This is a genomic window from Hoeflea sp. Naph1, from assembly GCF_046837775.1.
Lineage (GTDB): Bacteria > Pseudomonadota > Alphaproteobacteria > Rhizobiales > Rhizobiaceae > Hoeflea.
Map to the genome: position 1 here is coordinate 2,472,046 of NZ_CP177286.1, position 14,566 is coordinate 2,486,611.

Here is a 14,566-nt window from a genome sequence, read left to right on the forward strand (position 1 = left end):
CAGAAAACGCATTCATTTTGTCTGGGGGACAAGGGGTCGTGGGTTCGAATCCCGCCGCTCCGACCATTTTTTCTCTTTATAGATCATAGGCTTGCGAGTTGAACCGCCATTGGCGACGACTCGGTTATGTGCGTTTCTCCAAGTTTGGGAGAAATCGGCAAGTGCGGGAACTTTTGGGAACAAAGCCGCAATGGCAACCGGCGTTGCCGATTACCACTTACTTTCCCTCTTGCTCGGCTGTGGATGAGCGGGTTCTCAATGCCCGCACCGCGTTGATACATGGCGTGCAAAAGTGTCCAACGATATTGCGGTAGCGACATGCAAAGGAAAAGTGCTCGTGTGCCTCACCCAGTTCAGCCTTGGACAGGGCGCTGTAGCGCACCATGGGGTGCGAGCCTGCAATTTATGTCGTGATCGAGGTGGCGTTCGGACCTGCAGCATCGTCGGTCTCGACCTTGGCGATGGGTGCGGCCAACTTTTCCCGTAATTGTCTGGGCGCCCCTGTGTAAAAACAAACGGCACGGAATGCGAAGTAGACGGGAGAAGGTATTTGAAAACGAAAAGGCCGGTCATAGACCGGCCTAGTTGCCTCACCCTGCGCGTACATCCGGCGTCAAGGGAAGCGTTATCAACAATATAGGTCATTCTGAGATTAATACAAGATGGCTCCGATAATTGCGTAAAGCACAGAGCCGGTCCGGCATGTGTGGAGGGAAAGGCACCGCTCTCATGATCATATGGTGCAGGAAGCTGAAGAGCACGGTTCTCATCCGCTCCGACCGATTTGATAGGATCAGTATGAGAGAACCACGCTGTCCGGATGCCCGGCGGCGGCGAAACGGCTATCCTTCAAGCGGGTAGGGCGGATTGCCAGTGCTGTTTGCGCAAATTGGCCTGCCAGCGCATTTCCAGCGCGATGCAGCCCCAGACAATTCCCATCAGCAGGTAGAAGTGGCGCCAGTGATCGGTGTCGATCACGCTGCCGATCAGAGTGTGGCCGAACAGCACGATCAGCGCCAGCATAAGATAGGTCTGCCAGGGCCGATCCCGCAGCAGGTAACGGAACCCCAGCACGAACGTCCAGCACATCAGCATCAGGTAGCTGATGAAGCCGAGCCAGCCATAATCCATCAGCGCCTTGAGCCAGATGTTGTGGGTGTCTTCGCCCCACATCAGTCCGAATTCCAGCGGGCCAATACCGAGCGGATGCTCCATAGCCATCCCGAAGCCGATGGCATGGCGTTCGAACCGCCCCAGCCGAGCGCCGTCATAGGCCTGCACCAGCTTGGCGCGATCGGTGAACAAATCCGCGATCTGGTCAAATTGCAACGCGACGATGATCGCGCCCACCAGCAACACGAAGCCCAGCAGCGACATCACCAGGATTTTCAGCCGGAACGCACCGGTGCGCTCCTTGATCAGCATGGTCAGCACCAGCAACACCATCGAGATCGCCAAGAGGCCCCAGGCCGCGCGCGAGAATGACAGGAACACCCCGAGTGCCAGAACCAGCAGCCCGATAACGCGCAGGGGTGCAGCGCGCAGAGAACCGGTCAACAGCCCATGCATCAGGTAGAGCGTCGGCAGCACCAGATAGGGACCGAACACATTGGGATCCTGGAACGCGCCCATCGCGCGGCTGTAGCGGGTAAACACCTCGCCGCCCGGAATAGCCCCGAAATAGCCCAGAATACCGAGCAGCGCGGTAATGATAGCCGCCGCCACATAGGCCCGGAAAATCAGCCGCAATCGCCGATGGTCAGCTTCGATGATGGCGGCAAAGAAGATCGCCGAAAGCGCCAGGAACAGCGATACCGCCATGTACATTGGCGTATCCTTGACCTCTTCCATGGTCAGGATCGAAAACATGCCGCCAATGTTGAACACGATGTATAGCACAATCAGCGGCGCGATGTGGCGTGACAGTTTCAGGCCGAACAAGGCCCAGATGCCGATCAGGCAGGCCAGAAACAGTTCATAGGGAGCCGGTTCGCGAATGACGAAGCCTGACAAGAACACCCCGAATGCCACGCACAGCGAGGCCAGCATCGACATTGCCGCACGTTGCGGCTGAAAGGTCGCGGGTGCGGAGAGGGTGGCACTGGTCAATAGGCGTTTTCCGTGTTGAGCAGCCGCAATGGCGTCAGAAACAGGATCTTGAGATCGAACAGCAGTGACCAGTTCTCGATATAGTAGAGATCGCAGGCAGTGCGCTGCTTGATCTTCTCATCATTGTCGATCTCGCCGCGCCAGCCGTTGATCTGGGCCCAGCCGGTGACGCCGGGCTTGACCCGGTGGCGGGCGAAATAGCCGTCCACCACCTCGGCAAACAGGCGGTCATGGGCCGCAGCGACGACGGCATGCGGCCGTGGCCCCACCAGCGACAGGTCACCGCGCAGGACATTGAAGAATTGCGGCAATTCATCGATCGAGGTCTTGCGGATGAAGCGGCCGACGCGGGTAACGCGGGGATCGCCCTTGGACACTGCGGCACGCGCCGTGGGGTCGCACTGGTCAGCATACATCGAGCGGAACTTGAACACGTCGATGACTTCATTGTTGAAGCCGTGACGTTTCTGCTTGAACAGCACCGGGCCTTTGGAGTCGAGCTTGATGGCGATTGCCGTGCCGATCATTACCGGCCAGAACAACAGGATCGCCAGTACCGAGAAGAAGATATCGAATATTCTCTTGGCCACCGAATCCCAGTCGGTGATGGGGCGGTCGAAAATATCCAGCATCGGCACCGCGCCGATATAGGAATAGGAGCGTGGCCGAAACCTGAGCTTGTTGGCGTGGGCGGCAAGCCGGATGTCGAGCGGCAGGATCCACAGTTTCTTGAGCAGTGCCAGCACCCGTGATTCCGCATTCAGCGGCATGGCGATGATCAGCATGTCGATCCGGGCCATGCGTGCGAAATCAACCAGCATGTCGATGTTGCCGAGTTTCGGATAACCGGCCACCATTGGCGGCGAACGGCGGTCATCGCGATCATCGAAAATTCCGCAGATGCGGATGTCGTTGTCGGGATCCTGCTCGATCGAGCGGATCAGCGCCTTGGCCATGTTGCCGCCGCCGACGATCACCGCGCGACGCTCCATGACGCCGTTGCGGGCCCAGCGGCGAATACTGTAGGCGACAATGTTGCGCCCGATGATCAGGGCGATTGCGCCGGTAATGAACCAGCCAGCAAACCAGAAGCGCGAAAAAACCAGGCTGCTGCGCAGGAAAAACGCACCGATCGCGATCAAAGCGAATGCTGCTGCCCAGGCTGTTAGGATCCGTGGCAGGGCCTTCAGCGCGCTGCGCAGCGCTGGTACCTGGTAACCATCGGCGGACTGGATCAAGAGCACCGCCAGTGCCGACCCGCCAAAGATCGCCGGTCCGTAATAGAGCCGCATGACTTCATGGCTGAAGCCGACATAGAGCGCGTAGATCGCAAAACCGGTGAGTGCCAACAGACAGAATTCAGCCAGCCGCAATGTGCCGATAATCATCGTCGGGGAGTAATTTTCCTGGGACAGCCGATGCGCGGTCTGGATCGCCAGCCGGCTCATTTCGGGTGCAGGCGCATCGGTATCGGACTTGGCAGGAGGCGTGACGTCGACTTCGGCCATCGCCTTGCGAATGTTGGCCGAATTGAATGCTTCGTCGCGGTCCATCTTGTTCACGGTCTGCCTCTCCGGGGAAACTTTCCCTCCCGGCATAACACGGTGGCCCTAAGAAAGACTTGACGCGGTCCGGTTGGTCTTCTGGTCCACCTTGCCGACCAGACATTCCTGATAGACACCGGTCATCCGCTCGGCCATCGTCTGGGCCGAGAATTGGTGGCGGAACCGGGAAAGATCCGGCATTGCAGCAGTTACCCATTCCGGCTCGGAAATCGTACGGGCCATCGCCTGGGCCAGCGCCTCAGCATCGCCGGGCGGGACGAAAGCGGGACAATTCTCGCCCAGAATTTCGGGTATGCCGCCGACCCGGGTGGATATCACCGGTTTGCCCGCGGCAACCGCTTCGAGAACGATATAGGGCATCGATTCTGCCCGCGAGGGGATGACGACCGTGCGTGCCAGCGCAAAAGCTTCGCGCGCCGGCATCGCGTCGCGCATTGTCAGCCGAGCGCCCATGCCCAGCGTGTCGATGCGCGCCTGATAGCGCGGCTTGTCGTCGCCGTCGCCGACCATGACTGCGTGCAACGGCCGTCCGACCAGTTGCTCGGCCCGTCGTAGGGCCTCGATGAATACATCCGGGCCCTTGAGGTCGCGCATCATGCCGATATAGAGAAAATCCACTGCTTCGGGCACCGCGTCCAACGGCTTGAACTCATCGGCGCGCAGGCCGTTGTGGATCAGCCGCCATGGCGCGCGTGGCTCGCCGATTTTCTCGGTATAGGTCCGCCGCTCGTAATCGGACACGAATACCAGACTGTCGGTCCAGCGTTCGAGCAGCCGCTCGATGGCAAAATAGGCCTGCCCCCGCACCGTACGACTGTCATAGTGCAGGCTGCCTCCATGGGGTGAATATAAACGGGCAACGCGAGACTGGGATACCCGTAACCGTGAGCCGACAAGTCGCACGAAAGCGCCGCCCTTGGCGCCGTGTCCGTGCAACACATCCAGCTGCAAATCCTTGACCTTGTTAAATGTTTTGTATGCCGCCGAGAGGTCGGATAACCCCAGCGAACGGCGGATCGGCATCCGTATCAGCCCCAGCGAGAGATGCGGCATGATGGCGTCGAACAATGCGTCCTCATAGGCTCCGCCGGTCGAGGAATCACACAGGATCCCGACCTCGTGGCCGGCTTTGGCATGTTCTTCGGCGAGGTCGCGGACATGGCGGAATATTCCGCCTACCGGCGACCGGAAACAATGCAGGATCCGCAGCGGTTTGTGGGCTGCCATCGTGTCAGAACAGTCGTTCGCGGACATAGATGGTATCGCCGGCAAGGATCGGATCGGAAATCGAGACGCGTCCGGTCATGACCTTTCCGTTGATCTTGCGGGTGATGTCGACCATGCGCTGGTTGGCGCGCGGTGAAAACCCGCCGGCAATGGCAATGGCGTTTTGAACGTTCATACCGGCGACATAGGAGTATTGGCCGGCCTGACCGACTTCACCCATGATGAAGAATGAGCGGTAGCGATCGATCTCTATGGAAACGTCCGGATCGCGCAAATAGCCCTGTCGCAGGCTCGCAGCAATGCTTGCTTCAAGCTCCTGCAGCGTCTTTCCGCGCGCCGGCACGGCGCCGATCAGCGGAAAGGCGATGTAGCCGGCCTGATCCACGGCATAGGTTCCGGTCAGGCCGGTCTGTTCGAATACAGTGATCCGCAGACGGTCACCGGCGTCGAGCCGATAGGGTTGGATGACGGCTTCGTGAAACGCCTTGGGGGCAGGTTGGTAGCCCGAGCATCCCGCCAGCATGACCGAGGTCATGGCGGCCGCCAGCAGGGCTGTCACTTTGGACTTGGCGGGTTTCATGCTTGTGCTTGCTCCAAGCGAGACGTGTGAATGTCGAAGCCCGTTATCAATCCATTAGGGTTAACGGTCGGTAAAAACTGCAAGCATTAATTGCGGTACCTTCTGCCGAAAGCAGTGCCCGGGCGAGATCCCGTCGATTTACGGTCTCGGGCCGGGCTCGAATAGTAAAGGAAGCGTCACCAGTACTTTAACCGTTGCGTTACCATGTTCCTTTACCCTCCCGGTCTTGTGTTAGTAGGAGTATCCCGATTATGTCTGTGGGACCAGTCACTCAACCGGATGTCGATATTGATCTGGGGCGTCTTTTCAAGGCGGTCTGGGAACGCAAGGCACTTGTTGCGGGGCTCACCGCCGCCGCCGCGGGACTGGCATTCATCATCACCGGGATAATCAATCCGCTCTACAAGTCGGAAGCCCGTCTTCTGATTGAAACCCGCGAGCCGGTCTACAGCAGTGATCAGAACCGGGCAGGCGATGATGCGACGATGCTCGACGAGCGTGCAGTTACCAGCCAGGTCGAGATCCTCAGATCCACTGATCTGGTCAAGCAGGTGGCGCGCGAGCTCGATCTTTCCTCGCTCGAAGAGTTCGATTCCGCTGCCAATACCTCGACAATCGGCAATCTTCTGGTGCTGGTCGGGCTGAAGAAAGATCCACTCCTGGTGCCCGCTGATGAACGGGTCCTCAAGGAATTTTACAGCAAGCTTGACGTCTACGCGGTTCCGGGGTCGCGGGTCATAGCCATCGAATTTTCCTCGGAAGATCCGGATATTGCCTCCCAGGTGCCCAACGCCCTGGTTGATGCCTATCTCGCCTCGCAATCGGGCGCCAAGCTTGAAAACAACACCGATGCCAGCGCCTGGTTGGAGCCGGAAATCGCCAAGCTCCGGCAGAAAGTTCGCGAATCCGAGGAAAGAATTGCGCAATACCGCTCCGAAACGGGACTGTTGCTGGTCAACCAGCAAGACACCATCGCCGCCAAGCAATTGTCAGACATTTCGACCGAACTGAGCCGGGTTCGTGCTGAACGCGCCGATTCAGAGGCGCGCGCCCAGTCGGTCCGCAACGCCTTGAAGTCCGGTCAGTCGGTGGACGCGATTTCCGATGTGCTGGGTTCACCGCTGGTCCAGCGTCTGCGCGAGAGCGAAGGCACTGTCCGCGCGCAACTGGCCGATCTGTCGACGACGCTGCTTGAAGCGCACCCGCGCATGAAGGGTTTGCGCGCGCAATTGGCCGACATCGAACGGCAGATTTTGGCTGAAATCCGAAAGGTGCTGTCGAGCCTCGAAAGCAACGCCAGGGTGGCCAAGATTCGCGAAGAGGAATTGACCGCTCAACTCAACGAGCTCAAAGCCGGATCGGCGCGCGAGGGTGAAGAAGCTGTCGAATTGCGTTCGCTCGAGCGCGAAGCAGCAGCCCAGCGCGATCTGCTCGAAACCTATCTCGGTCGCTACCGGGAGGCAGCCTCGCGAACGGAACCGAAGGCGCTGCCGGCCGACGCACGGGTGATTTCGCGTGCCGTGCCTGCATCTGAATCGCATTATCCGAAAAAGGGACCGATCATCATTGTCGCTGCCTTTGCGACATTCCTGCTATCGACAATTACCATCATGCTGGGCGAATTGTTTTCCGGTCGGGCCTTGCGTCCCTCAACGCCCATGCTGCGCGACCAAGCCCACCACGCGGAAGCCGATCCGGCATTTCGTGAAGCCGCACCTGTGTTTGCGCACGCAAAAACGGAAACCGAAACAGAAACAGAAACAGAAACAGCAGTCTTGCCGATCATCGCCAATGAGGCCGATGATTTTACCGTCGAAGCGGTTGCCGAACAGCTAGTTGCCGATCAGGTATCAGTTGCCGTTTGCGTGTCGCCTGAAGGCGATCAAGGCTCAGCATCTGCGGTGATGCTGGCGCGCACAATCGCTGGTGAGGGCCTGCAGACCCTGTTGATCGATCTGACGGGATCGGCCTGTCCGACCGAATTGATGGCTGAATCTCTGCGTCTGCCGGGGCTCACCGATCTTATGTGCGGCGAGATCGCGATCGCCGATTCGATCCACCCCGACTTGCTATCCTCGGCGCATATCATTCCGCGTGGCAACGCCAATGCGCGCCGCGCCATGCGGGCGATTGATCGCTTGCCGATGGTCATTGATGCGCTGACCGAAGCCTATGACATCGTTATTGTCGAATGCGGCGCCGCCGATGCGGCCGCCATCGCCCGGATCGCCCGTGCCGACACCGGCGAGATCGTATTGTCGATCCTGCATTCCGATGAGGCGGCAGTGACGAAGTTGCTCGCCGACTTCCATGAGCACGGCTTTGAGGATGTGTTGCTGATGACGCCCGGCGGCCCGCTCAGTCCTCTCGGGACCCGCAGTTCGGCTGCCGCCTGATCAGGCGTCGGCTGGCTTGTTCTGTCGGCGGACGGTAAGCCCGCGCAGCCAGGCAGCAGTCCGGTGCAACCTCGGCGAGGTCTTGATCTTGCGTTTCAGTCGGATCATGCCGGTGATAGCCGGTGCTGCCAGCCGTCCCTTGACGGTAAGCGGCACATAACAATCCAGCAGATCGGTGCGTACCGAGCACCAGGACCTTTTGTAAGGCTGATCGCCGACGCCGAAGTCAAACACCTGCTCGCCGCCCGCTGAAGCGCGCTCGATCATGTGATAGAACAGTAATTCGCCGGCGCTGGCATCGGGTGCGATCTCTTCATTGATGGAGCCGAACTGGCAGGTGACGTGGCCGTCCTTGATGGTCAGGCCGGCGACAGCGAGGATTTCACCACTATTATCGCCGCCGGTCAGTTCGATGCCGTGCAGTTCCAGCGCCGGCCGACCCTGCCGGTCGCGGGCCATCGCCAGCCGCGCCAGGAAGGCGCGGACGCCGGGATCGGCAAACACGTTAGGCAAGCCTTGTGCCGCCAGCCGCACCGGCTTTTGCTTCAAGAAAACCTCAAGCAACCTGAGTGCCTGCTCGTCATCCTCGCCGATGATGTGGCGATAGCCGCCCAAGGCTTCCAGCCGGCGCTGCGAAACCCGAAACTTCTTGCGCCGGCGCTTGCCATTGATTTGCGCCAGCACGGCATTGAAATCGGTCGAAAGCGGAAGCTGAAAACTCGGATTTTGATGCAGTACCCGCGGCAGAGAAGCAAAAGGCGCCTGGTTGGCTATGTGGGGAGGCATCTTGTCGAAAAGCACGATATCAGCGCCAAGGCTCGCGCGCGACAGCGCTGCGGCCAGTTCGCTCGGCTGGATTTCGGCGCGTGCGCCGGTCAGGCTCTCGGGCAGCAAACCGGTATTGGCGTTGGAAAAAGCTGTTCCGGCAAACCGTGCTATTTTCAATCCGCGCCGGCGGATAATCTCCAGCGGCAGGATCGCCAACGGCTGGCCTTCGAGTTCCAGCGCGACGACCGATAGCGCTGTCCCGGTCCCGCCTGCCCAGGCTTCTACCCAAGCGCGGCTTTGATGAAATGTCGCCTCGGGGTTGGCCTCGAACTGCTGCCAAAGCCGTCCTGCGCCGCCGACAATGGGACTGACATGGGCGGAAAGCCGCGAACGCCGGGAGACGACCGCGGCTCTGGCTGCCGGTGTTGCCGTGATGTCGTGCGCATGTGCCATGTTTGAACGCTCGCGAGGGTTGATGTTCCTTGCATGCAATCATGACCGGCAGGTCTCAAAATTCCGGTAAACACAAAGCATCGACATCGGAAAGTCAGCCTCAGGGCTAACAATGCGTTACCGGCTGTCCGGCGTGCGCTGGGGTGCAGGCTGCACCGGTTGTTACGACTGCCGGTGCTTGGGCGGCCGTTCCATCCAGCGGATCACGAACATTGCCGGCACGATCCACAGAATCCCGGTGAACAGGAAATAGAGCATGTGCACATACCAGGCGGATTCGGCCAGCCGGTAGCTGGCGATGGTGGTGGCGATCAGCGCGTACAGCACCACCAGAGCCACAATGATGACAGTTCCGATAAGTTTTTTCAGGCGAACAGGCATGATCGGGCCTTCCATGGTGTCGGGCGGCAAGATACGGCCTGCCGCCAGCGTCCCCCGGACATAACGGCTTTGGCGCTGAACGCAAGTGTGGCCGTATGTCTGCAGTTCGCCGCGACCGCATGCCGCAAAGCCATCGGACTTGCCTTGCGGTGCCCAGTGAGGCACATGTCCGGTAGATCCAAGGAAAGACCATGCCGATGACCACGAACCCCGTTTCCATGCCATCATCTCAGCCGCCATCCCACGCGGCGACGGCACCAAACGTGGCTATGGCCGAGCGGCGCATCGAGCGCAACCGGACTGCACAAAGGGTATGGCTCTGGACCGTGCTGGTCGCGATTTTTGCTCTGATCCTGGTCGGCGGCGCTACCCGGCTGACCGATTCCGGCCTGTCGATCACCCAGTGGAACCCGATCCATGGCGTCATCCCGCCTTTGAGCGAGGCCGAATGGCAGCAGGAACTGGAACTGTATCGGCAGATTCCCGAATACCAACTGATCAACAAGGGCATGAGCCTGGGTGAATTCAAGCAGATCTACTGGTGGGAGTGGGCGCACCGCCTGCTGGCGCGCGGTGTCGGCATTTTGTTTGCCGTACCCTTTGTGTTTTTCCTGGCCACCGGGCGCGTGGAAAAGCGATTGCGCTGGCCGCTTTTCGGCCTGTTGTTGCTGGGCGGGCTGCAGGGGGTCGTCGGCTGGTGGATGGTCGTCTCCGGATTGGTTGACCGCGTTGATGTCAGCCAGTACCGGCTCGCCACCCATCTGACGCTCGCCTGCCTGATCTTTGCCGCCATCGTCTGGGTCATGCGCGGATTGGCGCCGCATTCGGATGATCCTGCTCCAAGCGACGGCATCCGGCGCGGGGCAGGGGTGATCAGTGTGCTGGTTCTGGTGCAGATCTATCTTGGTGGTCTGGTGGCGGGCCTCGACGCCGGTTTGGCGTCCAGCACCTGGCCGTTGATGAATGGCGCCTTCGTGCCTGAAGGTCTGCTGGAGCTGTCGCCTGCATGGCACAATTTCTTCGAAAACCAGCTCACCGTGCAATTTGTTCACCGGATCGGCGGTTACACGCTGTTTGCACTGACTTTCTGGCACATGCTGGCCGCCATCGGCCGTGGCCGTGGCAGCACCCATTGCCGCCGCGCAGTCATGCTGTTCGGGCTGGTTACGATTCAGGCTGTTCTGGGGATCGTCGTCATCGTCGAACAGGTGCCGATCGGCTGGGCACTGGTCCATCAGGGCTGGGCGATCGTCGTGCTTGGTTTTTCGGTCGCCCATTGGCGCGGCTTTTACGGTGCTTATCCGACAGAGACCGGCATTCGGATAGGCAAATGAACGCCGCCTGACGAAGCTTAATGTACGGCGCATTTAGTCGAATTTAACGTAGGTACACTAATTCAAGCTGTTACCGCTTGTTTTGCGCATTCCGTTGGATGCGTGGCGCTGTCGGTCGACCTCTCCGGAAGGAAGCATGACATGACGCTTTTCAAACTCTCCAGGCATCGCAAATACGTTTCCGATGAACGGACCTATGCCTGGTTCGAACTTGCCTACACGACCGTGGATGTGTGTGCCGCTGTCCTGTTCGTGATCGGATCTATCATGTTTTTCTCGGAGGCCTGGCTGACAGCAGGCACCTGGTGTTTTCTGGTTGGCTCGATCTGCTTTGCGCTCAAACCGGCGCTCCGGATCAGCCGTGAGGTGCGCTACATGAAGAACGACGATTACGAGGGGCTGGCCAAACGGTTCGAGAACGAGCATTAAAGCGTCTTCGTGAGCCGCAAGCCGAAGCAAAAATTCCGACGCGCAAAATGGCGCGCCGGTTGTTTCGAAGCTAGCCGCCGATCATCAATCCCAGATTCTGAACTGCCGCGCCTGACGCGCCCTTGCCGAGATTGTCGAGCGAGGCGACCAGATTGACCTGGCCCGCTTCTTCATTGCTACAGACATAGAGCTTCATGCTGTCGGTGCCCTTCATTTCTTCGGGGTCGAGGCGGGCGAGGGCGGACATGGCTGCGAGCGAGACAACCTCGACCACGCCGCCGCCGGAATAATGATCCGCGAGCGCTGCGTGCAGCGTCGCAATCGACGCGCCTTCACCCAGCAGATCGAGATGCAGCGGCACATTGACCAGCATGCCCTGGGCAAAACGGCCGACTGCGGGCGTAAAAATCGGCAGCCGTGTCAGCCCGGCACGGGTGACGATCTCCGGCACATGCTTGTGGGCAAGCGTCAGCGCATAGGAGAAATAGGTCGCACTGATCGCATCCTCACGCGTCGGGTCCTCGATTTGAGCGATCAACTGCTTGCCTCCGCCGGTGTAACCTGACACGGCGTTGATGGTCAGCGGGTAATCGGTGGGCAGCAGCCCGGCGTTGACCAGCGGCGCCAGCAGCGCGATGGCGCCGGTGGAATAGCAGCCAGGGTTGGAAACGAACTGCGCCGACGCGATGCGGGCGCCTTGTCCAGGTGAAAGCTCTGCAAAGCCGAATGCCCAGTCTGGGTGGGTGCGGTGCGCGGTCGAAGCGTCGATGAACCGGGTTCCGGCGTCTGCCGCCAGCGCGACCGCTTCTCGCGCCGCGTCATCGGGCAGGCACAGAATGGCGATGTCGGCTTCGCGCAGGAATTTTTTCCGAACCTCCGGATCACGCCGCTGTTCGGCTGGCATCGACATCAGCTCGATGTCGTCCCGGCCTTGCAGCCGCGAGACAATTTGCAGGCCGGTGGTGCCGTGTTCGCCGTCAATAAAAATCTTGGGAGCCATTGGGCTTCTCCGTTCATGCATTAAAATCAGGATCTTGTGCAGGGTTCCGGACTCAGTTTGCCAACCTCGCAAACCAGATCCGGAAACAGGTTTGCGCGTGTTATCGTCGGGCGCGGCGTTCTGCGAGCAGTCCCAGATAATGCATGGCGACGGAGGCTCCGGCTATCGCGGTGATGTCCGCGTGGTCATAAGCTGGAGCGACTTCTACAATATCGGCGCCCTTGATATCAAGCGCCCCGAGTTTCTGCAGTACCGACAGCATTCTGGCGCTCGATGGCCCGCCGGCCACCGGCGTGCCGGTCCCCGGTGCAAACGCGGGATCGAGGCAATCGATATCGAAGGTGATGTAGCATGGCGCATCGCCCACGTGCTCAACAATGGAGGCGGCAATCTCGGCGGCCTTCATGTCCTCGATTTCGTGGCCATAGAGAATGCGGATGCCGCAATCCTCCGGTGCGTGGGTGCGGATGCCGACCTGGATCGAGCGCGTGGTGTCGATCACCCCGTCGCGCGCTGCGCGGCCGACAAACGAGCCGTGATCGATCCGCTTGCCATCGTCAAACCAGGTGTCCTGGTGGGCGTCGAACTGCACCAGAGCCAGCGGCCCGTATTTGGCCGCATGGGCCTTGAGCAACGGCCAGGTGACGAAATGATCGCCGCCCATGCTCATAAGGAATGCGCCGGATTTGAGGATCTTGGCCGCTTCCCGTTCGATCGTACCCGGCGTCTTCTGGTGGTTCCCGTAATCGAGCAGGCAGTCGCCGTAATCGATCACCGCCATCTGCTCGAACAGATCACGGTCGAACGGATATTGTGGATCGTTGTCGAAGATAGCCGAGGCGCGTCGAATTGCCTGCGGGCCAAAGCGTGCGCCGGGTCGGTTTGACACCGCAGCATCAAACGGAATGCCCCAGACCACCGCATCCGCGCCTTTGAGTGTCTTGGTGTATTTGCGCCGCATGAACGACAGCGCTCCGGCATAGGTCGGATCGGTGGCCGCCGTGTTGAGGGAACGGGCAGTAAAGGCGTGGTCGATGGATTTGGCTGCCATGGGAGTGCTCCGGCTTTAACTTGTTCTTGCCTAGCGTATTCCCGCCACCGGATAAAGGCCGCAAACCGTTGGCTGTTGGGCGGCGGTGTTAAGGTTAAGGGCGGTTTGTCCGGTGTGCCGACTTTTGCAGTGATATGATCCGCGCCTTGAGTATTGGATAACCATGTGATCGCGCGCCCCCCACCAGCAGTTTCGTCAGACACCCTGTTTGCCGTGCAGTATTTACGTGCCGCTGCCGCTCTGGCGGTGGTTTTTTTTCATGTGTCCGTCCTGTCGCAGGAAACCTGGGCACTCGACCCGGAACGGATCGATCATGTAGGTGCGGCCGGTGTCGATCTGTTTTTCGTCATTTCCGGCTTCATCATGGCAATGATCGTTGCACGTCCCGGCCGGTTTGACGGTCGGGATTTCTGGATCAGGCGTGTTGCCCGCGTGGTTCCAGCTTATTGGCTGATCACCTTGCTGGTGTTCGTGCTCGCCTGGACGCTGCCAAGCCTGTTCAATTCCACGGTCGCCAGCCTCCATAATCTGGTCGTGTCGTTGTCCTTTGTTGCGCTCGAGCAGAGCGATGGCAACACCGGGCCGTTGCTGGTAGTCGGCTGGACGCTGAATTACGAGATGGCCTTCTATGTGCTGGTCGCTGTCACGGCTGGGCTGTTTGCCGATCGCAGACTGATTACCGCGTCGGCGGTCATCATCGCCATCGTCGGGGCCGGTGTCCTGATCCATCCGGTCAACCCGACGCTGGAATTTTACAGCAACCCGATTCTTCTCGAATTCGTTTTCGGCATCCTAGTGTATCACGCCTGGAAATGGGGCGGTGGGCGTGCGCTTGGCGCTCGGCGCCCGATCTCCATTGTCATATTCGCGCTCGGCATCATTCTGCTTGCAAGCCAATGGGAGCGTCCGCTGCAGGACTGGCGGCCGTTTTTCTGGGGCGTGCCGGCCATGGCGGTGCTGTATGGCGGTTTGGGCGCACTTACCTTCACCAGCCCGCTTTTGGCCCGCCTGGGAGACTGGTCTTATGCGCTCTATATCACCCATGTTTTCGTGGTGACGTTCTATATCAAGCACCTGATGTCGGCGATCCACCCCATCAGCCTGCCCTGGCAGGCGCACTATCTGATCATGACGGTAGCGGCGCTGGCCGTTGCTGCCGTTTTTTACACCCTGGTCGAACGGCCATTATCGCGCTTGATGCTTGCCAGGCTTCGTCGGCCCCGACCGCATCCGGTCCCAGAGCCAAGCCACGGCGCTTGAGTGAATTTCTGAA

At 59.8% G+C, this 14,566-nt stretch carries 12 protein-coding genes; 4 read left to right on the plus strand and 8 right to left on the minus strand.

Features of this window, described 5'->3' with window-relative positions; genetic code table 11:
- Positions 1–849: 849 nt before the first annotated feature.
- Genes ACK6D9_RS11720 through ACK6D9_RS11735 form a run of 4 tightly spaced genes read right to left on the minus strand, consistent with a single transcriptional unit; the run spans position 850 to position 5,481 of the window.
- Positions 850–2,109, minus strand: coding sequence for an O-antigen ligase family protein (locus ACK6D9_RS11720; RefSeq protein ID WP_412048658.1), 1,260 nt, complete (start codon positions 2,107–2,109; stop codon positions 850–852).
- The gene (locus ACK6D9_RS11725) at positions 2,106–3,671 is read right to left on the minus strand and encodes an undecaprenyl-phosphate glucose phosphotransferase (RefSeq protein WP_322990125.1); all 1,566 of its coding nucleotides are present in this window, start codon (positions 3,669–3,671) and stop codon (positions 2,106–2,108) included. Before ACK6D9_RS11725 ends, ACK6D9_RS11720 begins: the two co-directional genes overlap by 4 nt.
- A 48-nt stretch (positions 3,672–3,719) precedes the next feature.
- Complete coding sequence (locus ACK6D9_RS11730; protein WP_322990124.1) at positions 3,720–4,901, minus strand: glycosyltransferase family 4 protein; 1,182 nt, start codon at positions 4,899–4,901, stop codon at positions 3,720–3,722.
- Between the two features lie 4 nt (positions 4,902–4,905).
- Positions 4,906–5,481 (minus strand): polysaccharide biosynthesis/export family protein, encoded by a 576-nt coding sequence (locus tag ACK6D9_RS11735; RefSeq protein ID WP_322990123.1) that lies wholly within the window; start codon positions 5,479–5,481, stop codon positions 4,906–4,908.
- Between the two features lie 251 nt (positions 5,482–5,732).
- On the opposite strand from ACK6D9_RS11735, the gene ACK6D9_RS11740 reads away from it, so the two are divergent.
- Positions 5,733–7,877, plus strand: coding sequence for a GumC family protein (locus ACK6D9_RS11740; protein WP_412048659.1), 2,145 nt, complete (start codon positions 5,733–5,735; stop codon positions 7,875–7,877).
- Here ACK6D9_RS11740 and ACK6D9_RS11745 read toward each other — a convergent pair whose 3' ends face one another.
- Together ACK6D9_RS11745 and ACK6D9_RS11750 are read right to left on the minus strand one after the other, a co-directional pair.
- Positions 7,878–9,098 (minus strand): GNAT family N-acetyltransferase, encoded by a 1,221-nt coding sequence (locus tag ACK6D9_RS11745; RefSeq protein WP_412048660.1) that lies wholly within the window; start codon positions 9,096–9,098, stop codon positions 7,878–7,880. It abuts the gene before it with no gap.
- A gap of 162 nt (positions 9,099–9,260) precedes the next feature.
- The gene (locus ACK6D9_RS11750) at positions 9,261–9,644 is read right to left on the minus strand and encodes a DUF2842 domain-containing protein (RefSeq protein ID WP_412048661.1); all 384 of its coding nucleotides are present in this window, start codon (positions 9,642–9,644) and stop codon (positions 9,261–9,263) included.
- A gap of 104 nt (positions 9,645–9,748) precedes the next feature.
- Here ACK6D9_RS11750 and ACK6D9_RS11755 point away from each other — a divergent pair, with 104 nt between their 5' ends.
- The gene (locus ACK6D9_RS11755) at positions 9,749–10,813 is read left to right on the plus strand and encodes a COX15/CtaA family protein (RefSeq protein WP_412051797.1); all 1,065 of its coding nucleotides are present in this window, start codon (positions 9,749–9,751) and stop codon (positions 10,811–10,813) included.
- A gap of 141 nt (positions 10,814–10,954) precedes the next feature.
- Positions 10,955–11,242: a YrhK family protein gene (locus tag ACK6D9_RS11760; protein WP_412048662.1), complete on the plus strand. Its 288-nt coding sequence runs from the start codon at positions 10,955–10,957 to the stop codon at positions 11,240–11,242.
- A gap of 70 nt (positions 11,243–11,312) precedes the next feature.
- On the opposite strand, the gene argC is transcribed toward ACK6D9_RS11760, so the two are convergent.
- On the minus strand, positions 11,313–12,242 hold the full coding sequence (gene argC / locus ACK6D9_RS11765) for an N-acetyl-gamma-glutamyl-phosphate reductase (protein ID WP_412048663.1): 930 nt from the start codon (positions 12,240–12,242) through the stop codon (positions 11,313–11,315).
- A 100-nt stretch (positions 12,243–12,342) separates the two neighbouring features.
- Positions 12,343–13,293: an agmatinase gene (gene speB / locus ACK6D9_RS11770; RefSeq protein WP_412048664.1), complete on the minus strand. Its 951-nt coding sequence runs from the start codon at positions 13,291–13,293 to the stop codon at positions 12,343–12,345.
- Between the two features lie 165 nt (positions 13,294–13,458).
- Between speB and ACK6D9_RS11775 the strand changes: the two genes are divergently transcribed.
- Positions 13,459–14,553, plus strand: a complete 1,095-nt coding sequence (locus ACK6D9_RS11775; RefSeq protein ID WP_412048665.1) for an acyltransferase family protein — start codon at positions 13,459–13,461, stop codon at positions 14,551–14,553.
- Positions 14,554–14,566 lie beyond the last annotated feature (13 nt).

Coding starts and splice junctions, on each gene's coding strand:
- ACK6D9_RS11755 (WP_412051797.1), top strand. CDS start 9,749: ATGGCCGAGCGGCGCATCGAGCGCAACCGGACTGCACAAAGGGTATGG.
- ACK6D9_RS11730 (WP_322990124.1), bottom strand. CDS start 4,901: ATGGCAGCCCACAAACCGCTGCGGATCCTGCATTGTTTCCGGTCGCCG.
- ACK6D9_RS11735 (WP_322990123.1), bottom strand. CDS start 5,481: ATGAAACCCGCCAAGTCCAAAGTGACAGCCCTGCTGGCGGCCGCCATG.
- speB (WP_412048664.1), bottom strand. CDS start 13,293: ATGGCAGCCAAATCCATCGACCACGCCTTTACTGCCCGTTCCCTCAAC.
- ACK6D9_RS11740 (WP_412048659.1), top strand. CDS start 5,733: ATGTCTGTGGGACCAGTCACTCAACCGGATGTCGATATTGATCTGGGG.
- ACK6D9_RS11745 (WP_412048660.1), bottom strand. CDS start 9,098: ATGGCACATGCGCACGACATCACGGCAACACCGGCAGCCAGAGCCGCG.
- ACK6D9_RS11760 (WP_412048662.1), top strand. CDS start 10,955: ATGACGCTTTTCAAACTCTCCAGGCATCGCAAATACGTTTCCGATGAA.
- argC (WP_412048663.1), bottom strand. CDS start 12,242: ATGGCTCCCAAGATTTTTATTGACGGCGAACACGGCACCACCGGCCTG.